Origin of the sequence: Qipengyuania sp. (assembly GCF_965277845.1) — a bacterium.
GTDB lineage: Bacteria > Pseudomonadota > Alphaproteobacteria > Sphingomonadales > Sphingomonadaceae > Qipengyuania.
Genome location: NZ_OZ255844.1, coordinates 138,101 through 160,236, shown reverse-complemented (window position 1 = coordinate 160,236; position 22,136 = coordinate 138,101). Strand labels below are relative to the sequence as shown.

Below are 22,136 nucleotides of genomic sequence, written 5' to 3'. Positions count from 1 at the left end.
GCCCTTGAGAACCGGCCCCAGGGTCGCGGAACGGTATTCGATGGACGATTTTATGAGCACCAGGCGCAAGGGGCCTTCGACAAGGCCGGTCCTTATCGCCGTGCTTGCCAGCTTCCTGCTCGGTGGTGCGATTGCCGGGTACGTGGTCTATTCGATGGCCGACCGAGATCAGCCCGTTTCCGCTTCACCCGCGCAAGGTCCGCAGGCTCTCTCCAGCCCGACCGCGGAACCTACGCCCACACCCAGCGCCACCGCCAGCCAGGAGGCACAAGAGGCGGTCGAACGCGTCGAACAGCAACAAGGGGGTATCGACCAGCGATTGGCCGCTGCCGAACAGCGTCTCGCGCGGCTCGACCTGCAAGCGCAGGCCGCTGCCGGCAACGCCGCGCGCGCCGAGGGCCTGCTGATCGCCTTCGCCACGCGCCGCGCGCTCGAGAAGGGGGCCGAACTCGGTTATCTTGCCGACCAGTTGCGCCTGCGTTTCGGCGATACGCTGCCCAATGCGGTCGATACGATCATTCGTACCAGCCGCGATCCGATCACGCTCGACCAGCTGATCGCGCGGCTGGAAGGTCTCTCGCCCCGGCTGGCCGCGCCGAGCGACCGGACCGGATTCGACCGGTTCAGCGAGGAATTGGCGCAGCTGTTCGTCGTTCGCCGAGAGAGCGCGCCTTCGCCGCAACCCGAGCGCAGGCTCGACCGCGCGCGGCTGTTTCTCGAAAGCGGGCGGACGAATTCGGCGATCGCCGAGGTGCGCAACCTGCCGGGCGCCGATCAGGCCGAAGGCTGGCTGCGCGATGCGGAACGCTATGCCGCCGCGCAGCGCGCGCTCGATCTGATCGAGACCGCAGCCGTGCTCGAGCCGCGGCGCCTGCGCGACGGCGCGGGCAACCGGATCGAGCAGCCGAGCCCCGCCGAAGAGACCTAAGCCTTGAGCAGTTCGGGCAGTTCGCCCGAGATGCCGCGTGCCTCGTCCATGAAGAAGCGCTTGAGCCAGCCACTGCGCTGAATGCCGGCCATGCCCAGCCGGCGCACGGCGCTTGCCGCCTTGCCCGGAATGCCGAATATCCGCGTCAGGCTGTCGGTTGCGCCCATCACCATGAGCGAGTCCAGCGCGCGCCACTCTTCGTACTTTTTCAGAACCTGCGCATCGCCGAGGTCGAGGCCGAGCCGGACCGCCTCGTCGAGCACCTCGACCAGCGCGCCGACATCGCGCAGGCCGAGATTGAGGCCCTGGCCCGCGATCGGGTGCATGCCATGCGCACTGTCGCCGACCAGCGCCAGGCGGTGCTCGACGATCTTCGCCGTGTGCTGGAAACTCAGCGGATAGGACGAGCGCGCGCTGTTGATGGTGAGTTCGCCGAGAAGGTCACCCATGCGCTTGTATACCTCGGCGAGGAAGGCGCGATCGGACAGTTTGAGAACGCCTGCGGCATCCTTCTCGTCCACCGTCCAGACCAGTGCGCTGCGATGCTGGCCGTCGGGGCCGTCGAGCATGGGCAGCAGCGCGAAGGGCCCGTCAGGATAGAAGATTTCCCACGCCACGTTCTCGTGCGGCTTCGTGTGGTCGAGCCCCACGATCATCGCGCGATGGCTGTAATCCCAGTTCGCCATTTTCAGGCCCGCTTCCTCGCGACTGGGCGATCCGCGCCCTTCCGCGCCGACCATCAATGCGGCTTCGAGGACGCGGCCATCGGCGAGCGTTGCCGATACACCGAATTCGCCGCGCTCACGCGACACGACATCGACCGGAGCATGCCATGCGATCAGCGGCTCCTTCGCTGCCGCCTCGTGCAGCGCGAGGCGCAGCTGACGGTTGGCGAACATGCGTCCCAGCGTGCCTTCGTGCGGTTCGGGCCGGAAATCGAGCCGGCCGGCCTTCATCTGATCGAGCACCGCGATCGCGGCGATGTCGCAGCCATATGGCTCCAGCGAGTCCTCGAGCCCAATATGCCGGAACAGACGCCAGCTGGCGGTCGAGATTGCCGAGGCGCGGCCGTCGAAGCCCTCTGCCGTCAGGCTGGCCGGATCGGCACGGTCGACGAGGTGGCTGGTGAGCCCCTTTTTCGCTGCGGCCAGTGCCAGTGTCATGCCCACCAGGCCGCCGCCCAGGATCAGCAGGTCTCGCTTGTCTGTCATAGGGTGTGTCCCTAGAGCGGCGAGCGTGATCGACGCAAGGATATTGGAGCGGGTCGCCGCGCTGGTGATGCTGGTCGCCTTGGCGTTGGCGTTGCCGCTGAAGGCGCAGGGGCCGGGCAGCGACAGGATGCCGGTCGACCTGGTAGCCGAAGGGGCGCCGCAGCGCGGCGAGACCTGGATGGTGGCGCTGCATTTCATGCCCTCCACACCCGAATGGCACGGCTACTGGTCCAATCCCGGCGATGCGGGGCTGGGCATGGAGCTCGAGTGGGACCTGCCCGACGGATGGGAGGTGGGCGAACCGCTCTATCCGCTGCCGAAGCGGTTAGTGATCGGTGGCTTGATGAATCATGTTTACGAGGGCGACTACGCAGTTCTCGTGCCGATTGCCGTTCCGGAAAACGCGGCGGTCGCCAATGTGGCGCCGATCAGCGTCACGGCGAACTATCTGGCCTGCACGGACAAGATCTGCGTGCCGCAGCAGGCGCGGCTGGCGCTCGATCCCGCACAGTCCGGTGTCGACCCTCGGTTCGGTGAGTGGCGCGCGGCAATCGTGCCGCAGCTCGACAGCAGCGCGCAATTCGAATTCACACCTACGCATCTGCGCGTCGGCATTCCGATCCCTGCCGAAACCGCGCTCGGTGATCTCCATCTCTTCCTTGGTACGCCCGAACTGGGGGAAGGCGACAGGCCCGATTACACGGGCGTGCAGACCTTCATCAGCGAAGGCAATCTGCTGGTGGCCGAAGTTCCGATCGAGCGAATCGCGGTGCCGGACAATGTCGAAATCGCGGTAGAGCCGCGTCCCGAAGAGATTACCGGCATTCTCGATCTCGGCAACGGACGCGGAGTGCGCTTTGCTGCCGTGCCGGGGGACGTGCCGCTCGAAGGCGTGAAGCCGATCCGTGGCGGCGGAGCGGAACCGGTCCTGTGGCAATTGCTGGCTGCCGCGCTGGTCGGTGGGCTGTTGCTCAACATCATGCCCTGTGTCTTCCCCATCCTCAGCCTCAAGGCGTTGTCGCTGGCCAAGGCGGGCGGGGATGAACGCGCGGCGCGATGGGACGCACTGGCCTATACGGCGGGTGTGGTGCTGGCCTGTGCCGCGCTTGGTGCGACCATTCTGCTCTTGCGTTCGGCGGGCGAACAGGTCGGCTGGGCCTTCCAGTTGCAGGAACCGGTGGTCGTGGTCGGCCTGTTGCTTCTGGCACTGGCGATCACGGCCAATTTCCTCGGGCTGTTCGAAGTGCCCGGCATGGCGATTTCGGGCGGTGCGCCCTCGCGCGGGGGCTCCTTCTCGACCGGCCTGCTCGCGGCTTTCGTGGCGACGCCGTGCACCGGGCCATTTATGGCGGTCGCGCTTGGCGCGGCGCTGGTTATCCGGCCGATCCATGGGCTGTTGGTCTTCGTCGCACTCGGGATAGGGCTCGCGCTCCCGTTCCTGCTGGTCGGGTTCGTGCCTGCTGTTCGCCGGCGGCTGCCGAAGCCGGGCGCGTGGATGGAAACGTTCCGGCGCTGGATGGCGTTGCCGATGGGGCTGACCGCGCTCGCGCTTGCATGGCTTGTCTGGCGAATCGGCGGGTGGGACTATCTCGCGCTGGTACTTGTGCTCGCCGTGGTCGCACTCGCGGGCCTTGCGCTCGGCGGCCTGTTTCAGCGCAGGGCACGAAGCGGTTCGGTGGCGGTCTTCGCTGGCCTCGTCGTACTACTTGGCATCGGAGCCGCGCTGCTCCCCAGACCCGAGGCGCAGGCCGCATCGGCAGAAAGCCTTCTGGATCCCATCGGCTACAGCGAGGCCGCGCTGGCCGAAGCCCGTGCCTCGGGCCGCCCGGTTTTCATCTGGTTCACTGCCGACTGGTGCGTCACCTGCAAGGTCAACGAGGGCGTAGCGATCGAACGCGAGGCGACGCGAGCGGCCTTCGAGGAAACGGGCGTCATCGCGATGCGCGGCGACTGGACGCAGCCGGACGAACAGATCAGCCGGATGCTGACGCAGCAGGGTGCGGCGGGCGTCCCGCTTTATCTGTGGTACGAGCCGGGCGGCGAGGCCGAGCAATTGCCGCAGATGCTTACGCCGGATCTTCTGGTGGAGAAGGCTCGGAACTCTCAGCCTCGTCGCTAGGCGGGTCGGCCAATGCGCGGCAGTTCTCGACCAATTCTCCAGGCAGAGCGCTGGGATTGAGGATCACGCTGCCCGCACCGGGAACCGTCGCCTCGACTTCGCGCCTGCCGGTCAGCACATCCCAGCGAGGGTCGGCTACCGGCGCTGCTCCCTCCCAACGCCATACTTCGCCAACCCGTTTCGCATCGATCGGCAGCCTGGCGACGTGGCTGTTTCCGATCAGAGCGAGCACGGCCTTGGCATGCGCATCCGCCTTGGCGAACCGGGTGTAGGCGAGCATTGGTTCGGCCCCTTGCACGACGCATTCGAGGGCGAAAAGCGGGCGCTCTCCAGGCTTGCCGTAAAGCAGGCGGTCGTCCTTGTCCGCCGGAGCCCAGATCGCCCCTTCGCTATCGGGAGAATCGATCGGCTCCGAAGGCCCTTCGGCGCCGCCGTCGATCCGCGTACGTTCGACATACTCGTCCGAGGCGGGAGGCTTGCACGCCGCCAGCAGCACGATCGGCAGGACATGGACGAGTGAACGCATTCGCGGGCTATGGCACAGGCGTAACCACGTGCAAGCGGTGCGACGAAGCTATCCTCAGCGCGCGCGAATGAAAGCGCGCAGGTCGCGCGACAGCTTCACCCGGTCTTCGTCGCGGACATACATCATGTGGCCCGATCCGTAGTAATGCAGTTCGACCCGATCCTGTGGGATGCCGAAGCGGTTGAGCGAATATTCCGCTCCGAAAAACGGCGTGGCAAAGTCGTAATAGCCCTGCGCATTGAACAGGCGCAGGCCGGAATTCTCGCGCATCGCCTTGCCGATCAGCGGCGCGACGTTGAGATAGGCGTTGCGGCCCGGACCGCTCGATAGGCTCCAGTTCCAGTGCCGCCCCGGCTCGCGCCCGATCGACTGGTACTCGCGGTCGGTCTCGAAACCCAATCCCTCGCGCAGCCAGGCGTTGACCGCCGCGGTATAGCCTGCGTCGATGCCGTAGAAACTGGGATCGTTGTCGGGATATTCGCCGGCATTGTCGTAATCCGTGCCCGTATAGCGCGCATCGAGACGGCCGATGGTGAGCCCCTGATCGCGCAGCAGTTCCTTGTAGAAACGCCGACTGGTGACGCGCAGGTTCGCCTGCTCGAGATAGGTTTCGGACAGGCCTGTCAGTCGCGACAGCTCGGCGCGCACGGCAGCGCGTTCGGTGTCGGGAAGGTCTTGTCCCTTGAGCAGGGCGCTGGCGAAGGGACCTATGGCGAAGCGGCGTGCTTCCTCGGCAATCGCTTCGACCGACGGTGCCTCGGCCTTGCCATGGAACCACGCGGCGGCGGCCATGTTCGGCAGCGTCACCACATAGGCCATTTCGTTGCCAGGGGTCGGCTCGCGTGCGGCGAAATCGAGGATGGTGGACACGAGTACCAGGCCGTTCAAGGCGACATCGTTGAAGGTGCCGCCCTCCAACTCATCGACCACCATGGCGGTGCGCGTCGTGCCGTAGCTTTCGCCGCCGAGGTATTTCGGGCTGTTCCAGCGGCCATTGTCGTTGATCCAGCGACGGATCACTTCGGCCACGGCGCGCGCATCCTCGCGCAGGCCATAATACTTCTCCGGATCGGTGCCGGGCGTGAGGTAGCTGAAGCCCGTCCCTGGCGGATCGATGAAGACGAGGTCGGCGACATCGAGCAGGCTGTCCGGATTGTCGAGCAGCGGGTAGGGCGGCGCGCCGTCATCGCGCGCATCGGAAGGTATGCCCACGCGCTTCGGCCCCCAGGCGCCCATCTGCAACCAGACCGATCCCGAGCCTGGGCCGCCATTGTAGATGAAGAATACCGGCCGCGAGGTCTCGCGTGGGCTTTTTACATAGCTCGTGGTGACGATCACCGCTTCCTGCTTGCCGTCATCGCCCTCGAGAATCGTCTCGCGTACGGTCGCGTGATAGGAAACGCGCTGACCGCCGAAGGTGCCGGATAGGTTGCGCGTGCGGACCTCCGGTTCGATGGTCGAGGCGGATGCGGCAGGGGCATCCTTCTCCTGCGCAACAGTGGGTCCGCCTAAGGCGAATGCGGCGAGAACCGCCAGAGCGCTACGAAGAATCATGCTGGTGCCTATGCCAAGCTTGCCTGTGACAGTAAATCTCAGCCGGGCCTGCCGCCATGCTCATGCCAGAGCCGCATGAAGTCACGTCGGTTCTTCGGACCATAGGTCGCAAAGCTCGGGTTTGCCTCCGCCCGGTGGGCTGCGCGGCGCTCGGTCAAAGTGGACGCGCGTTTGGCCTGCGGCACATCGATGCCATAAACCTCAGCTCCGTTGAGACCGAAAATGCGGCGTTTGGCATAGGCATCGAGCGCCGGATAGCCGAAGCGTTCCTGATATTCCTCGCCAATCTCGAAGGCACGGAAGGCCTGGATTTGGTCTTGCGGACTGCCGAACCAGATACTGTCCGTGCCCCAGATGATCCGCTCTTCGCCGAAGGTCGCGAGCAGCTTGCCGAGAACATGGGCTGCTTCGTCCGGGCGACTCATCAAGTGCCGCCATACCGAACCGAGCTCGGCATAGAGATTGCCCTCGTTGCGCTTGAGACCGGCGTCCTTGTGCGCCTTGATCAGCCGGTCGACGCCTTGCGGATCGTCGGGATTGTAGGCGCCTTCGGTTTTCGCGTGCTCCATGCCCGAATGGTAGACGAGGAAGGTGAGGTCGGGGTTTTGCACCGCCGCGCGGCCCATGTCTTGTGGCGAGGAATATTCGTATTCGAGCCCGTAGAGCGGGATACCCTTGTGAACCGCGATGGTGGTGACACCGAGCCTGCGCGCTTCGTCGAAGGCGCGGTTCGCGAGATCGCTTTCGTCGAGGAAAAAGCCGCGCCCGTCCGGCCCCCATTGCGGGTACATCTTCCACGCATCGACCTTGTGAACGCGCGCCTTCTCTTCCATCGCTTCGAGGTCGCCAGGATCGTTGGGCAACAGGCCGCCGTGGATCAGGCAGCGCGCATCCTCTCCCCCGATGCTCTGGACAATCTCGCGCGCTTCGGCGGCATAATGCGTGGGTGTGGGATTGCTTTGCTGGCTGCCCCACAGGGCGGAGACTACCGCCACATCGGTGTCGCTGTCGAGATAGACTTCCTTGGCCAGCGTCTGCGCGGAATAGCATTCATATCCCTCGCCGCCGCATTTCGCATATTGTCCGAAGGCCCGCCGCAGGACAGCGTCCCAGATCTCGCCCTCGCGCCCGACTTTCCATGCGCCGGAGGGGTCGACGCAGTGCGTCTGAACATCGAAGATAAATTCATCGCCTGTCAGGGCAGAAGCTGCCGCTTCACTGTCGAGGGCGGCATCATTCGGGAGAGCATAGCGCCCGCCCGCCTGCGGATTGGCGGCGTTGCAGGCAGACAGCGTTGCTGCGGCTCCTGCCGCGCTGACGAGGAACTCGCGCCTCCCCATACCGAGCCTGCGCGCATTTGCAGTTGCGGTTTCGTGCGCGATTGCATTGGCTCGCTTCTGCTCTTCAGTGAGATCCAGGGGCAGGAATTCGCCATTGCTGGTTCCGTCAAAACGAACCGGCAGGCGCGTGCCTTCGGGATCGAGATCGAATTTGGCCATGATAATCTCCCCAGCCGAAGAGATTACCACACTGTCGTCCAAGGCGAAGCGCGATCCGATGAGTGGCGGATAGGCCTCTGCCGAAGGGGCGTGTGGCTAGGGCTTCCCGCCCATCCTCTTGTAACGCGTTTTGCCATAGCGCGTCTTGCGCGTGCCGGGGCGCCCGGCATCGCTGCGCCCGACGCGCGGGGCCTTCTTTTCTTCGTCTCCAAGGCCCAGCTCGTCGTTCTCGAGACGGCGGATCTCGTCGCGCAAGCGGCCGGCTTCCTCGAATTCGAGATCGGCGGCGGCGGCGCGCATGCGTTTTTCGAGGTCCTCGATATAGGCGCGCAGATTGTGGCCGACGAGGTTGTTGCGCTCCTCGTCGCCCGTATCGACCGTGACGCCATCCTGGCTCGCCGTGTCGGCGACGATATCGGCGATCTGGCGCTTGATCGTCTGCGGCGTGATGCCGTGTTCTTCGTTATAGGCGCGCTGTTTCTCGCGGCGGCGCTCGGTCTCCGCCATCGCGCGTTCCATGCTGCCGGTGATGCGGTCGGCATAAAGGATCACGCGGCCATCGACATTGCGCGCGGCGCGGCCGATGGTCTGGATGAGGCTGGTTTCGGAGCGCAGGAAGCCTTCCTTGTCGGCATCGAGGATGCAGACAAGCCCGCATTCGGGAATGTCGAGCCCCTCGCGCAACAGATTGATGCCGACCAGCACGTCGAAGACGCCGAGCCGCAGGTCGCGGATCAGCTCGATGCGTTCGAGCGTCTCGACGTCGGAGTGCATGTAGCGGACCTTGACGCCCGCCTCGTGCATGAATTCGGTCAGGTCTTCCGCCATCCGTTTGGTCAGCGTAGTGACGAGCGTGCGATAGCCTTTGGCGGCGGTCTTCTTGCATTCCTCTATGCAGTCCTGCACCTGATCCTCGACCGGCTTGATATCGACCGGCGGATCGATCAGCCCGGTGGGGCGAATGACCTGTTCGGCGAAGACGCCGCCGGTCTGCTCCATCTCCCATGTGCCCGGCGTTGCCGAAACGCAGAAGGTCTGCGGGCGCATCGCATCCCATTCGTTGAAGCGCAGGGGGCGGTTGTCGATACAGCTCGGCAGCCGGAAACCGTATTCGGCCAGCGTGATCTTGCGGCGGTGGTCGCCGCGCGCCATCGCGCCGATCTGCGGCACCGTCTGGTGGCTTTCGTCGACGAACAGCAGCGCGTTTTCGGGAAGGTATTCGAACAGCGTGGGCGGCGGTTCGCCCGGCAGGCGGCCGGTGAGGAACCGGCTGTAGTTCTCGATCCCGGCGCAGGAGCCGGTGGCGGCGATCATCTCGAGGTCGAAATTGGTCCGCTGTTCCAGACGCTGGGCTTCGAGCAGACGGCCTTCTTCGTGCAGTTCCTTGAGGCGTTCCTGCAGCTCGAACTTGATGGCCTCGCTCGCCTGCTTCATCGTCGGGCCGGGCGTTACGTAGTGCGAGTTCGCATAGACGCGGACCTTGTCGAGGCTGGCGCCCTTCTTGCCGGTCAGCGGATCGAATTCGCTGATTTCCTCGATCTCGTCGCCGAAGAAGCTGATCCGCCAGGCCATGTCCTCGTAGTGCGAGGGGAAAATCTCGAGATTGTCGCCGCGCACGCGGAAGTTGCCGCGCGCGAAAGCGGCATCGTTGCGCTTATATTGCAGCGCGACGAGCTTGCGGATCAGCTCGCGCTGGTCGACGCTCGTGTCCTTCTTGATGTCGAATATCATCGCCGAATAGGTTTCGACCGATCCGATACCGTAGAGGCAGGACACACTGGCGACGATGATGACGTCGTCGCGTTCAAGCAGCGCGCGCGTGGCCGAGTGGCGCATCCGGTCGATCGCCTCGTTCACCGAGCTTTCCTTCTCGATGTAGGTGTCCGACCGGGGGACGTAGGCTTCGGGCTGGTAGTAGTCGTAATAGCTGACGAAATACTCGACCGCGTTTTCCGGGAAGAAGCTTTTGAATTCGCCATATAGCTGCGCGGCGAGGATCTTGTTCGGGGCGAGGACCAGGGCAGGGCGCTGCAGTTCCTCGATCACCTTGGCCATGGTGAAGGTCTTGCCCGAGCCGGTGACGCCGAGCAGTACCTGCGTCTGGTCGCCTTCCTTCGCCGCACCGGTCAATTCGGCGATCGCGGTGGGCTGGTCGCCGCTGGGTGTATAGTCGCTGACGAGTTTGAACTTCTTTCCCGGCATCGACTTTTCGGGGCGCGCGGGCTTGTGGGGTACGAACTCGCCGGTGGTGTCCGGCTCTTCCAACCCTCTTCGAATGACGAGTTCGCTCATGCGCGCACATATGGGGAACAGCGGGCTTGCACGCAACGGTGCTTGCCTCGCGTCGTTCGACTGCTAGCCTCGCGAGGAGAATTGGGAGACTCGATATGCGCCGTATCGCCATTGCCGCCGTCGCCAGCCTCACCCTTGCTGCCTGCGGCGGCTCCACCAGTGCCGACGCCGACGGCGATGGCGAGATCACGATGGAGGAAGCCGCGGCCAAGACGGCGGACATGGTCAAGCCGCAGCCGGGCAAGTATCGCGCCACGGTGGAATTCGTCGATATCGAGATGCCCGGGGCGCCCCAGCAGGTGCAGGATATGATGCGCGGCATGTTCGATCAGGGGCCGCAGACGCACGAATACTGCCTCACCGAAGAAGAGGCCGAGCGCGGTTTCGAGGAAATGGCGCGGCAGGCCCGCGAGGACGATTCGAACTGCAGTTTCGAGAAATTCGATGCCGATGGCGGCCGGATCGACGCGGTGATGAACTGCAATACGGGCGGGCAGGGCGCTGCCCGCATGACCATGCAAGGCACCGGGGATGAAACCTCTTCGCAGATGACCATGACCATGGATGCCGAGGGTCCCGGCGGCGAAACCATGAAGATGACCATGCAGAGCTCGCAGGAACGCATCGGCGATTGTGACGCCTAGCTGACCTCGCACGATTAGGGAGCCATTCATCGGCTTCGTGCATTATTACGCGGTGATGGCATCGTTACCGTTCAAAGACACAAGATTCATCGACCGCGAGGAATTGGCGCGTCGCTGGGCGCTGGCCGCCGAGCCGAGTCCCGACGATGCGCGCGGGCCGCGCTGGCAGTTGCTATTGCGCGAATTCCTCTGGCCGCTCGAGCCGGTTCGCCGGTTGGTCGACACGCCGCTGTCGATTCCGGCGGCCCGCAATCCCAAGACCGTGATGCTCCTGCCCGGCTTCGGCGCGCATCCGATCCGCATGCGCTGGATGGCGCGTAACCTCGAGCGCGCGGGGCACTCGGCGAAGAAATGGGGCCTTGGCTACAATCTCGGTGCGACGGAAGCGCGTTTCCGGAAGGCGGAAGAACGGCTTGCGGACCTTCACCAACGTTCGGGAGAGCCGATCTATCTCGTGGGCTGGAGTCTCGGCGGGGTGATGGCGCGCGAACTGGCGAAGAAACACCCGGACAAGGTCGCCAAGGTGATCACCATGGGCTCGCCGTTCTCCGGCAGCCCGCGCGCCAACAATGGCTGGCGTGCCTATCAGGCGATCGCCGGCCACAGGGTCGATGAACCCGAAATCGATACCGTGATCCACGAAAAGCCGCCGGTGGAAACCGTGGCTTTCTGGAGCCCGCGCGACGGCGTCGTTCATCCCCGCGCGGCGTGTGGCAAGCCCGGCGAACGCGATCGCGCCGTGCCCTTGCGGTGTTCGCACATGGGTTTCGTGCTGACCCATGAGGCGGTTGTGGCAGTATTGGGGGAACTGGACCGCTCCTGAACCTTTAATTCCCTGAACGAGGGCGTCCTGTCCTCTCGCTGCCGGTCGAGAATGGTGGCGATCTCAACCACTCCGGGGGGCCATGAGCGGCAACGCCGATCATTTCGACGAGATGCACGAGCCCGATGGCGGCGTTCGTGAGGCCTATTCCGGCTATTGCGAGTGGTTCGACGACCAGGAAAACGCGCTGTTGCGGCGCAAGCATGCCGAGGCCGAGACCAATTTTCGCAAAACCGGCATCACTTTCAACGTTTATGGCGAGGACGAAGCCGAGGAACGGCTGATCCCCTTCGACATGGTGCCGCGCGTGATTTCGGCCGGCGAATGGCGCAAGCTAACCCGCGGGATCGAGCAGCGCGTGTCGGCGCTCAACGCATTCATGCACGACCTCTACCACCGGCAGGAGATCATCCGCGCGGGCCGGATCCCGGAGCGCCTGTTCAGCCAGAACGAGGCCTGGCTCCCGCACATGGTCGGGTTCACGCCGCCGGGCGGGGTCTACACGCATATCGTCGGGATCGACCTGGTACGCACCGGACCGGACGAATTCTACGTCTTGGAAGACAATGCCCGCACGCCGTCGGGTGTCAGCTACATGCTGGAAAACCGCGAAACCATGATGTCGATGTTTCCCGAGCTGTTCATGCGCGTGCCGGTGGAGCAGGTCTCGGACTATCCAAGGCGGCTGGCCAAGAGTCTTGCCGCCTGCGCTCCGCGTTGCACCAAGGGCAAGCCGATCGTCGCGGTGCTTACGCCCGGCATCTACAATTCCGCGTACTTCGAACATGCCTTCCTCGCCGACCAGATGGGAGCCGAACTTGTCGAGGGCTCCGATTTGCGGGTGATCGACGGGCGTGTCGCCATGCGCACGACCCGCGGATACCAGCCCGTCGACGTGATATACCGCCGGGTGGACGACGAATTCCTCGACCCGCTGACCTTCAACGAGGACAGCGTGCTCGGCGTGCCGGGGATCATGGATGTCTATCGCGCGGGCGGTGTCACCATCGCCAATGCGCCGGGCACCGGGGTCTGCGACGACAAGGCGATCTATTCCTTCATGCCCGAAATCGTCGAGTTCTATACCGGCGAAAAGCCGCTACTGCCGAATGTCGAGACACACCGCTGTGCGGACGAGGAAGCGTGCAAATACGTGCTCGAAAATCTCGCGGAGCTGGTGGTGAAGGAGGTCCATGGTTCAGGAGGCTACGGCATGCTGATCGGGCCGACCGCGAGCAAAAAGGAAATCGAGAGCTTCCGTCGGAAAATAGCCGACAATCCCGAGAACTACATTGCCCAGCCGACACTGGCCCTGTCGACTTGCCCGGTCTTCACCAAGAAGGGGCTCGCGCCGCGTCATGTCGATCTGCGTCCCTTCGTGCTGGTTTCGCCCGACAAGATCGACATTACTCCCGGCGGCCTCACACGCGTGGCGCTCAAGAAGGGCTCGCTGGTCGTCAATTCGAGCCAGGGCGGGGGCACCAAAGATACCTGGGTGCTGAAGGACTGATGGCCGGGGAATGCCCATGCTAGGCCGGACCGCCAACGGGCTATTCTGGATGTTCCGCTATCTCGAGCGGGCGGAAAACACCGCGCGATTGCTCGATGCGGGCTTGCGCATGGCCTTGACCCGCGATCTCGTTACCGCCGAAGAGGAATGGCGTTCGGTCATTTCGACGTCCGGACAGCGTAGCGGGTACGAGGCCAAGCACGCGACCTATTCGGGCCAGCAAGCGTGGAACTTCATCCTGCGCGACAAGGACAACCCGTCCTCCATCCTCGCCATGTTCGGTCAGGTTCGCCAGAATGCCCGGCTTGCCCGCAATGCGATCAGCGGCGAATTGTGGGAAGCGATCAACGAGAACTGGCTCACGATCAAGGACCAGCTGTCCAAGCCGGTCGGCGAGAACCGCGTACTCGAAACCGTCGCCACTATCCGGCGGGCCGGCACGATGGCGCGCGGCGCGATGGAAGGTTCGATGCTGCGCAACGAGGGCTATCACTTCGCGCAGGCCGGCGCCTTCATCGAACGCGGTGACAGCATCGCCCGGATTCTGGATATCAAATACTACCTTCTGCTGCCCTCGCTGTCCTATGTCGGGTCGAGCCTCGATACGGGCCAGTGGGATCAGGTGCTGCGCTCCGTCTCGGGCGACCGCGCCTATCGCTGGCTCAATGCCGGGCAGATCGATGCGCGCGGGATTTGCGACTTTCTGATCCTCGACGATTGTTTCCCGCGCTCTCTCGCCTTCTGCCATTCGGAGCTGCGCGCCAATCTGGCCGCGCTGGCGCGCCTGCATGGCCAGGAAGGCGAAAGCAATGCGTTGATGCGCGCGGCCGATACGCGGCTGGCCGACCTCACCATCGACGACGTGTTCGACCAGGGATTGCACGAATTCCTGGTCGATTTCACAGCGTCCAACGTCGCGATCGGCAATGCCATCGCCAAAGATTATCGGTTCCTGTCCTGATGCGCCTTTCGATACGCCATACTACCCGTTATCGCTTCGATTCCCCGGTGGTCCATGCGCTCCAGCGCCTGCGCCTTACGCCCAAGGAAACGCAGGGGCAGGAAATTCTCGAATGGGAGATGGAATACGACCGCGCCAATCCGGAACTCACCTACGAGGACCAGCACTGCAACACGGTGACATTGGTGGCGGTCGAAGAGGGTACGCAGGCGGTTACCGTAACCTGCCGCGGCAAGGTCGATACGCACGACCATGCCGGCGTCATCGGACGCCATGCGGGGCTTCTTCCGCTGTGGTGTTTCCTGGGCCAGACCAAGCAAACGCGGCCCGGGTCCGGCATGCACAAGCTGGCGCAGGAAATGAAAGCGCGCGACGAGGAGCGCATCGATATGCTGCACGGCCTGTCCGCGGCAATCCTCGATCGCGTTGCCTACAAGACCGGTACGACACATTCGCGTACCATTGCCGAGGAGGCCTTCGCCTCGGGTAGCGGTGTTTGCCAGGACCATGCGCACATTTTCATCGGCATCGCCCGTTCACTCGGAATACCCGCGCGCTACGTCAGCGGATATCTGATGATGAACGACCGGGTCGAACAGGAAGCGGGTCATGCCTGGGCCGAAGCCTTCGTCGAGGAGCTCGGCTGGGTGGGATTCGATATTTCCAACGGGATCAGCCCCGATGCGCGCTATGTTCGGGTGGCCACGGGGCGCGATTACCGCGACGCCGCTCCGGTGACCGGGATCAGCTTCGGCAGCACTTCGACGGTGCTCGAGGTCGATGTCGCAGTAGAACAACAACAAGTGCAGCAGTGAACCTGCCAAGAGGATGAATTCATGACCTATTGCGTGGGGATGATGCTCGACAAGGGCCTGGTTCTGATGAGCGATACCCGTACCAATTCGGGCGTCGACAATATCTCCGTTTTTCGCAAGATGTTCACCTGGAGCGTGGCGGGCGAGCGGATCATCACGCTGATGACCGCTGGCAATCTCGCCAGCACGCAGGCGGTGATCAGTCAACTGGAAGAGCGGATGAAAGAGCCCGACGAGCGCGGGAACATTATCCTCAAGTCGCCAACCATGTTCCAGGTCGCGACCGAAATCGGCAAGCTGCTGCGGGCGATCATCGCCGATCGCCAGCAAGCCAATGGCGAAAAGGGCAGGGGACGTTTTACCGCCTCGATCATCGTAGCCGGGCAGATCGCGGGAATGGAGCCGCGCCTGTTCATGGTCTATCCCGAAGGAAACTTCATCGAGGCGAGTCATGACACGCCCTTCTTCCAGATAGGCGAAACCAAATACGGCCGCCCGATCATCATTCGCGGCTACGACCGAGCCATGAGCATGGAAGATGCCGTCAAGCTTGTGATGGTCAGCTTCGATTCCACGCTCAAGGCCAATCTGTCGGTCGGCCTTCCGCTCGATTTGCAAGTCATCGAACGCGATACCTTTGCGCCGACGCACGAGCATCGCGTTACGCATGAGGATCCCTATTTTCAGGCAATCTCGTCAAGCTGGGGCGATGCGCTCAAGAGTGCTTTTCACTCACTGCCTGATTATGATTTTTATAAAGATGGGTAATATACTAACTTCTTTGGTAATATATATTCCATTCGGGTGAACTAAACAGATATTCCTATCTGGTTAATTCCGAATTTATTTCAGGGAAACAAATATATAGCGCGATAGTCCTTATTGATTTATGACTTGCTTCATGAAGGAGCGCCAGATTCTCCATATCGTGGGTGGTTCGAGCCGGTGCAGGGCGGAGCAGTCGCATCTCGTTTACGAGCTTGGGCACCACTGCGAGACCTATTCGGACGCGCACGAATTTCTGGAGCGCCCGCCCGAAGAGGGGGTCATCCTCGCGCGCGACGACCCTGACCGGGGTGGTGCCGCCGGAATCCTGAGCGCGCTGGCGGGAAATGGGGTGTGGTTTCCCGTAATCGCGACTGCGCCGGAACCGCGGCCCGGCAATGTGGTCAACGCGGTCAAGGCGGGAGCGCTCGACTATCTGTCCCTTCCGCTGCGCCCGACCCGGCTTGCGCAAGCCCTCCAGCGCATCAGCGAAGACCTCGACGTATACACCCAGGCGCGGCGCAGGATGGTGGAAGCCCGCAGCAGGATTGCCAGCCTTTCCCCGCGCGAGCGTGAGGTGCTCGACTGGCTGGCCGAAGGGTGCAGCAACAAGTCGATTGCCAGCAAGCTCAACATCAGCCCGCGCACGGTCGAGAACCATCGGGCGAACCTCATGTCCAAGCTCCGCGCAGAGCATCCGGCACAGGCTGTCCGGTTGCAATTGGAAGCCCATTTGGAAGACAGTGTGCGCGAGACCACGGGCTAAAGCTCCATGGGCGCTAGCGGCAGTAGTTGTTGCCACCATATTCGAGATGGAAATGGTCCTCGTGCGCCTTGTCGTAATCGGGACCGAGCACCGTGCCGAACCGCTTGCATGCACTGGAATGGATCACGCGCAGGAATTCGCGTTCCCTTGGCGAGGCGTTCCATCCCGACTGGACCGAGATACGTCGCCCATCGGCCAGTACGAAGGCTGCCACGTCGATCGCTTCGGCGCGTGAATGGGCGCTGCGCCGCGCGGTGCCCGCAACATTGCGGCACGAATAGCTTCCCATGGTCTCGATCCGGCGGAGCGGGCTGCCCAGGATCTGCCGGGCGGCGCGATCGACGCCGAAGCGTGCCCATCCGGCGAAACTGTTGGCCAGCGGGCAGGCGACTGCGCCAAGGTTCGTGACGCTGAACTCATGCGCATCGCCGGCGACCCCATCGAGCCGCACACTGTTGGTCGTGGAACAGCCGGCGCCGTAGAACTTGTCCGGTAGCGGGGCAAAGCGCGAGCCCGTCTGGCCCAATTCGGCATAGCATTGGCGAGCCTCGGACCGCGCGACAGCGACGGGACCGGACCCTGCCTGCCGCGCCGTCCGCTCGGCCGAGTTGGAGCTGGGTATGGCGCTGCATCCCGCCAGGGTGAGGAGAACGAGCAGAGAGAGGGCGGGATGCAAGCGCATGACCGGGAATATTCCAGAGGCATGGTTAACTTTCAGCTAACGACGCTACGGAAAGCCTGCTCGTGCGCGTTCCGCCCTGCTCAATCGGGTGCCTGCACCTGCTCCCAAAGCTCGATCTTCACGCCATCGGGATCGAGAATCCAGGCGAATTTGCCATAGCCCTCGTCGACATGGCCGAGTACCTCGACGCCCTTGTCCCTGAGCTGCGCGACCATGCCGTCACAATCGTCGACGCGCAGGTTGATCATGAAACCGCCCTTGCCCGGTTTGATGTATTCGTCGTCGGTAAAGTTGCTGATGAGCGAATAGGGCTTGTCGCCCGTCTCCTCCGACCAGTTCAACTGTGGCCCGTATTCGCCGTCGATGCCCAGGGTATCGCGATACCACGCACGCGTCGCTGCCGGGTCCTCGACCACATAGAACACCCCACCCAGGCCGGTTACCTTCGCCATGACGCTCTCCTCACTTGCACGACCATCAATAGCCGCTTGCCTGCCCGTCCTTGCGCATCTCCGTCGCGCCGGTCAGCACGCCCGTTTCGGGATCGCGCGCAATAGCCTGGTAGCCACCGAACATGATGCCGTTGTCGATCACGTCCACCTTGTGGCCCATGGCGCGCAAGCGCTCGATCGTTTCGGCGGGGATGCCGGGCTCGACATAGAGCGTGCCGAGCGGGTCGGCTGCCGGTCCCTCCAGCGGCTCGGTGGGCTGACGGCCGCCGTCGTGGTTGAAGCGCGCCGCATCGCCGGCTTCCTGCAGGTTCATACCGTAATCGACGATATTGACGAGGATCTGGACATGGCCCTGTGGCTGCATGCCGCCACCCATCAGGCCCAGCGTCATCCACGGCTTGCCGTCCTTCTTAACGAAGGCGGGGATGATCGTGTGGAAGGGGCGCTTGCCGGGCGCGTAGGCATTGGGATGCGCAGGATCGAGGCTGAACAGCTCGCCACGATCCTGGAACATGAAGCCGGTGCCGGGCGCGACCAGCCCGCCGCCCATTCCGCGATAGTTCGACTGGATCAGGCTGACCATCAGGCCCTCGCCATCGACCACGGTGAGGTAGGTAGTGTCGCCTTCGCCCTCGAGCTTGGGTTCGCCGGGCCCGAATTCGGGCGTAGCCTTGTCCGGGTCGATCAGCGCGAAGCGTTCAAGGCCGTATTCCTCGGTGAGCAGTTCCTCGGGGAAGGGGGCGAAGTCGGTATCGGCATAGAAGCGTGCGACATCGGCATAGGCGAGGCGCTTCGCCTCGACCATGTAATGCAGCGCCTCGGGGCTGCCGCGTTCCCATTGCGAAAGGTCGATGTTCTTGAGGATATTGACCATCTGCAATGCGGCGAAGCCCTGGCCGTTGGGCGGCAGTTCGCACAGCTCGTAGCCATTCTTGTATTCGGCACAGGCCGGCTCGACCCAGTCGCTGGTGTGGTTGGCGAAATCGTCGCGCGTGAAGGCGCTGCCCTGCGCCTGGAGATAGTCCACCATCACTTGCGTGAGCGCGCCGTCATAGAAAGCATCGCGTCCCTCGCGGCCGATCGTCTCAAGCGTATCTGCGAGGTCGGGATTCCTGAAGATTTCGCCCGCGTTCGGCGCATCGCCGTCGGCGAACCAGACCTTGATCGCGTTGTCGAATTCGAACGGATAGGCCTCGCGTCGCGCGGTATAGGCGCGGAGCGCACGGTCGAGATACATGCCGATGACCGGTGCGATCGGGTGCCCGTCGCGGGCATAGCGCACCGTGGGGGCGAGATTCTCTGCCATCGACAGCTTGCCGAATTTTGCGTGCATCGCGAACCACGCATCGACCGTGCCGGGGATCGTGACGGGCAAGGGGCCGACCGGGGGCAGCGCGTCCGCGCCGTCGAGTTTTTCGAGCAGTTGCTCCAGCGTCTGCCCCTTGGGGCTGCGACCGGATCCGTTGATCCCATGCAGCTTGCCGGTCTCGGGATCGTAGACGATCGCATAGAGATCGCCGCCGATGCCATTGCCGGTCGGCTCCATCAGGCCGAGCGCGGCATTGGCGGCAATTGCCGCGTCGACCGCATTGCCGCCCGCCTTGAGGATATCGAGCGCGACCTGCGTCGCCAGCGGGTGCGCGGTGGCGGCCATGCCGTTTTCCGCAATCACCGGGCTGCGCGCCCAGTTCGCGCCCACCGGCCGCCCGCCGCCGCCGATCTGTTCTTCGACCGTGGGCGCGGCCGAAGGCTCCTGCCCGGTCGCCGGGATGGCCGTGAGGGCGAGGGCCGCTATGCCCGCCATTAGTGCTCGCATCTGTGTCTCCTCTATCGGGAGACGGTGTGGCGAAGCTGCGTCAGGCTGGCAAGGGGCGCTCTGCGGAGCCTGCGGTCGCCTTGCTGACCAGCCAGATGGCGAGCCAGGCGGCGATGAAGCCCGGGACGATTTCGTAGAGCCCCTGATCCATGCCGGGCAGGGCGGAATTCCAGCCCAGCGCGATCCAAGCCATCACTACGGCCGCGCCGGTGACGAGCCCTGCCACGGCGCCTGCGCCGGTCATACGGTCCCAGGTCAGCGAAAGGATGATCAGCGGACCGAAGGCTGCGCCGAAACCGGCCCATGCGTTCGAGACGAGGCCGAGCACCTGGCTGTCGGGATCGCTGGCGATGACGATCGCCGCGAAGGCGACCAGCGCCACGCAGATGCGCCCAACGTTCACGCTCTCGCGCTCCGAGGCATTGCGGCGGAAGAACAGCTTGTAGAAATCCTCGGTCAGCGAGCTGGAAGCAACCAGCAGCTGCGAACTGATCGTCGACATGATTGCCGCCAGCAGCGCCGCCAGCAGGAAGCCGGTGATCAACGGATGGAACAGCAGGTTGGCGAGCACGATGAAGATCGTTTCCGGATCGTCCACCACCAGACCGTTGCGTTCCACGAAGGCTCGCCCCGCGATGCCGATACCGATCGAGCCGAGCAGCGCCACGCCCATCCAGGTCATGCCGATATTGCGCGCCGGGCGCACCTTCTCGACCGTGTCGATGGCCATGAAGCGCACGATGATATGCGGCTGGCCGAAATAGCCGAGGCCCCACGTCACTGCACTGATGAAACCGAGCAGGGTGAGGCCGGCGGTGAGACTCAGAAAGCCGTCGACCGGCACTTGCGTGAGTGATCCGCCCCCGCTGCCGCCCTCGCCGAACATGACGACCAGCGGCATGACGATCAGCGCGACGACCATGATCAGGCCCTGCACGAAATCGGTCAGGCTGACGGCAAGAAAACCGCCGACCATCGTATAGGCCAGCACGACCAGCGCGGTGATCCAGATGCCGAGCATGTAATCGCTCATGCCGACATCGCCGAATGCGCTGGCGAAACTGGTTTCGAACAGCTTGCCGCCGCCGACCAGGCCTGCCGCGGTATAGACCGCGAAGAATACCACCACGATCAGCGCCGAGATAACGCGCAGCGCAACCGCCTTGTCGGGGAAGCGGTTGGCGAGAAACTCGGGAATGGTCAGCGAATTGCCGTAGCTTTCGGTCTGCGCGCGCAGACGCGGCGCAACCACGAACCAGTTGGCCAGTGCGCCCACGAACAGTCCGATGCCGATCCATGCCTCGACCAGCCCGCTGGCGTAAAGCGCGCCGGGCAGGCCGAGCAGAAGCCAGCCGCTCATATCCGAAGCGCCGGCGCTCAGGGCTGCGACTGCCGGTGGCAGGTTGCGTCCGGCGAGGAGGTAGCCCTCACTGGTATCGGTCGACCGCTTCCAGGCCCACAGGCCGATCGCGATCATGAGAATAAAATATAAGGCGAGTGAAATATATGTGCCGGTCTGCATGGGCGCGCCACCTAACAGACTGATGCTGCGCTGACCACCGGCCTCGGGGAATTGCTCCGATAACGGGTCTTCGAGCGTGAGACATGGCCAATCGCGCGCGCGTCTTATAGGGCTCGATTATGCCGATGACGCTTATTACCGGCCTGATGGCGCTCGCCTTTTGCACCGTGCATCTGTTCGTCGGAAAATTGCGCTTTCTCGAGCGAACGCCGCGCAGCAAATGGCTGAGTTTCGCGGGCGGCGTAGCAGTCGGATATGTGTTCCTGCACATCCTACCCGAACTGGGCGCGCATGCGACGACATTCGGCCGGGAGACACAGCTCGCTGCGGTGATTGCGGAAAGCTGGGTCTACACCTTGTCGCTGGCCGGACTCGTCCTCTTCTACGGATTGGAGCGTGCGCTCGCAGTTTCGCGCGACGAGCGAATGACAAACGAGGGCAGGGACAGGCCGCATCGTGGCATCTTCTGGGTTCATATCGGGGCCAGCGGTTTGCTCATGCTGATGATCGCCTATTTGCTCAACCACCGCGAGGATTCCGGGACGGCCGGGCTTGTCCTTTATTTTGCGGCGATGATGCTCCATTTCGTCACGGCAGACTTCGGTACGCGCTCCGACCATCCCGAACTTTACGATCGGCGAGGCCGCTGGATACTCGCGGTGGCCACGCTGGGCGGATGGGCGCTGGGCTTGCTGGTGGATTTGCCCGAAATCGTCATCGCCTGCCTGTTCGCTTTCGTCGCGGGAGGGATCGTGTTGTTGGTGCTGAAGGAAGAACTGCCCGAGGAGCGCAAGAGTTACTTTCTGCCGTTTCTCGGGGGTGTGGCCCTGTATGCGGTCCTGGTCTTGGGAGAGATTCACCTCGTCGTGACCTGAAACGCCGCAGGCTGAGCGCGAGCGCGCTTCTGCGCAAGGCCCGACAATGAATACTTCTCATAGGTTCACACCGAAATGCGAACCGCTAGATTGAAGAGGCTGACTTGGGCCGGCAAAAGCCCTGTCACTCCCCGCGGTTCGTGTCGTCGGCGACTTTGGTCCAAGGCTCGCGGGGGGTGACAGGCACCAGCCCAGGCGAGGCGCGCTTTGAAGCCACCGAAGGAGGTCCTGTGACAATCGACCTGACGCAAATGGTTTGCTTACCTCATTCGCCCCTATTCATGGCCGCGGCTTGTGCGGGTCGCGGCGATCATCCTGTTTCCGATTGCGATACCCGTATTGCTTGCGCTGATCTGCGCGACGATCCTGTCGCATT

At 63.6% G+C, this 22,136-nt stretch carries 19 protein-coding genes; 10 read left to right on the top strand and 9 right to left on the bottom strand.

The genetic code is table 11. The features are described from left to right. Positions 1–40 precede the first annotated feature (40 nt). Positions 41–928: a hypothetical protein gene (locus tag ACQY4G_RS00825; protein WP_421992360.1), complete on the top strand. Its 888-nt coding sequence runs from the start codon at positions 41–43 to the stop codon at positions 926–928. Here ACQY4G_RS00825 and ACQY4G_RS00820 read toward each other — a convergent pair. Continuing rightward, the gene (locus ACQY4G_RS00820; RefSeq protein WP_421992358.1) at positions 925–2,139 is read right to left on the bottom strand and encodes an FAD-dependent monooxygenase; all 1,215 of its coding nucleotides are present in this window, start codon (positions 2,137–2,139) and stop codon (positions 925–927) included. The two genes, ACQY4G_RS00825 and ACQY4G_RS00820, sit on opposite strands and share 4 nt — an antisense overlap. 25 nt (positions 2,140–2,164) lie before the next feature. Between ACQY4G_RS00820 and ACQY4G_RS00815 the strand changes: the two genes are divergently transcribed. Next, positions 2,165–4,258 carry a protein-disulfide reductase DsbD family protein gene (locus ACQY4G_RS00815; protein WP_421992356.1) on the top strand — a complete coding sequence of 698 codons (2,094 nt, stop codon included), beginning with the start codon at positions 2,165–2,167 and terminating at the stop codon, positions 4,256–4,258. Here ACQY4G_RS00815 and ACQY4G_RS00810 read toward each other — a convergent pair. The 4 genes from ACQY4G_RS00810 to uvrB form a co-directional block, all read right to left on the bottom strand. Next, positions 4,206–4,784 carry a hypothetical protein gene (locus ACQY4G_RS00810; protein ID WP_421992354.1) on the bottom strand — a complete coding sequence of 193 codons (579 nt, stop codon included), beginning with the start codon at positions 4,782–4,784 and terminating at the stop codon, positions 4,206–4,208. The genes ACQY4G_RS00815 and ACQY4G_RS00810 overlap by 53 nt on opposite strands. Positions 4,785–4,838: 54 nt before the next feature. Beyond that, the gene (locus tag ACQY4G_RS00805; protein WP_421992352.1) at positions 4,839–6,338 is read right to left on the bottom strand and encodes a S10 family peptidase; all 1,500 of its coding nucleotides are present in this window, start codon (positions 6,336–6,338) and stop codon (positions 4,839–4,841) included. A gap of 38 nt (positions 6,339–6,376) precedes the next feature. Then, positions 6,377–7,837 carry an amidohydrolase family protein gene (locus ACQY4G_RS00800; RefSeq protein WP_421992350.1) on the bottom strand — a complete coding sequence of 487 codons (1,461 nt, stop codon included), beginning with the start codon at positions 7,835–7,837 and terminating at the stop codon, positions 6,377–6,379. Between the two features lie 96 nt (positions 7,838–7,933). Next, positions 7,934–10,129 carry an excinuclease ABC subunit UvrB gene (uvrB, locus tag ACQY4G_RS00795; protein WP_421992348.1) on the bottom strand — a complete coding sequence of 732 codons (2,196 nt, stop codon included), beginning with the start codon at positions 10,127–10,129 and terminating at the stop codon, positions 7,934–7,936. A gap of 95 nt (positions 10,130–10,224) precedes the next feature. Between uvrB and ACQY4G_RS00790 the strand changes: the two genes are divergently transcribed. The 7 genes from ACQY4G_RS00790 (at position 10,225) to ACQY4G_RS00760 (ending at position 16,413) form a co-directional block, all read left to right on the top strand. Continuing rightward, complete coding sequence (locus ACQY4G_RS00790; RefSeq protein ID WP_421992346.1) at positions 10,225–10,773, top strand: DUF3617 family protein; 549 nt, start codon at positions 10,225–10,227, stop codon at positions 10,771–10,773. 55 nt (positions 10,774–10,828) lie between these two features. Then, positions 10,829–11,596: an esterase/lipase family protein gene (locus ACQY4G_RS00785; protein WP_425061695.1), complete on the top strand. Its 768-nt coding sequence runs from the start codon at positions 10,829–10,831 to the stop codon at positions 11,594–11,596. Between the two features lie 82 nt (positions 11,597–11,678). Continuing rightward, the gene (locus tag ACQY4G_RS00780) at positions 11,679–13,106 is read left to right on the top strand and encodes a circularly permuted type 2 ATP-grasp protein (RefSeq protein ID WP_421992342.1); all 1,428 of its coding nucleotides are present in this window, start codon (positions 11,679–11,681) and stop codon (positions 13,104–13,106) included. Positions 13,107–13,122: 16 nt separating this feature from the next. Beyond that, positions 13,123–14,067, top strand: coding sequence for an alpha-E domain-containing protein (locus ACQY4G_RS00775; RefSeq protein WP_291169450.1), 945 nt, complete (start codon positions 13,123–13,125; stop codon positions 14,065–14,067). Then, on the top strand, positions 14,067–14,882 hold the full coding sequence (locus ACQY4G_RS00770) for a transglutaminase family protein (protein WP_067694470.1): 816 nt from the start codon (positions 14,067–14,069) through the stop codon (positions 14,880–14,882). Before ACQY4G_RS00775 ends, ACQY4G_RS00770 begins: the two co-directional genes overlap by 1 nt. Before the next feature lie 21 nt (positions 14,883–14,903). Beyond that, positions 14,904–15,650 carry a peptidase gene (locus ACQY4G_RS00765; RefSeq protein ID WP_421992340.1) on the top strand — a complete coding sequence of 249 codons (747 nt, stop codon included), beginning with the start codon at positions 14,904–14,906 and terminating at the stop codon, positions 15,648–15,650. A gap of 133 nt (positions 15,651–15,783) precedes the next feature. After that, on the top strand, positions 15,784–16,413 hold the full coding sequence (locus tag ACQY4G_RS00760; protein WP_421992338.1) for a response regulator transcription factor: 630 nt from the start codon (positions 15,784–15,786) through the stop codon (positions 16,411–16,413). 13 nt (positions 16,414–16,426) lie between these two features. Here the strand turns inward: ACQY4G_RS00760 and ACQY4G_RS00755 are convergent, their stop codons facing one another. The 4 genes from ACQY4G_RS00755 to putP all read right to left on the bottom strand — a co-directional run bounded on the left by ACQY4G_RS00755 (position 16,427) and on the right by putP (position 20,885). Next, entirely contained in the window at positions 16,427–17,095 is a 669-nt protein-coding gene (locus ACQY4G_RS00755; RefSeq protein ID WP_421992336.1) for an extensin family protein, read from the bottom strand. An 80-nt stretch (positions 17,096–17,175) separates the two neighbouring features. Beyond that, positions 17,176–17,547, bottom strand: coding sequence for a VOC family protein (locus tag ACQY4G_RS00750; protein ID WP_421992334.1), 372 nt, complete (start codon positions 17,545–17,547; stop codon positions 17,176–17,178). 25 nt (positions 17,548–17,572) lie between these two features. Continuing rightward, a complete protein-coding gene (gene ggt, locus ACQY4G_RS00745; protein ID WP_421992332.1) occupies positions 17,573–19,363 on the bottom strand; it encodes a gamma-glutamyltransferase in 1,791 nt (596 codons plus the stop codon). Positions 19,364–19,403: 40 nt separating this feature from the next. Beyond that, positions 19,404–20,885: a sodium/proline symporter PutP gene (gene putP, locus ACQY4G_RS00740; RefSeq protein ID WP_291169469.1), complete on the bottom strand. Its 1,482-nt coding sequence runs from the start codon at positions 20,883–20,885 to the stop codon at positions 19,404–19,406. Positions 20,886–21,004: 119 nt separating this feature from the next. Between putP and ACQY4G_RS00735 the strand changes: the two genes are divergently transcribed. Then, positions 21,005–21,760 (top strand): hypothetical protein, encoded by a 756-nt coding sequence (locus ACQY4G_RS00735; protein ID WP_421992330.1) that lies wholly within the window; start codon positions 21,005–21,007, stop codon positions 21,758–21,760. The last annotated feature ends 376 nt before the right edge of the window (positions 21,761–22,136 follow it).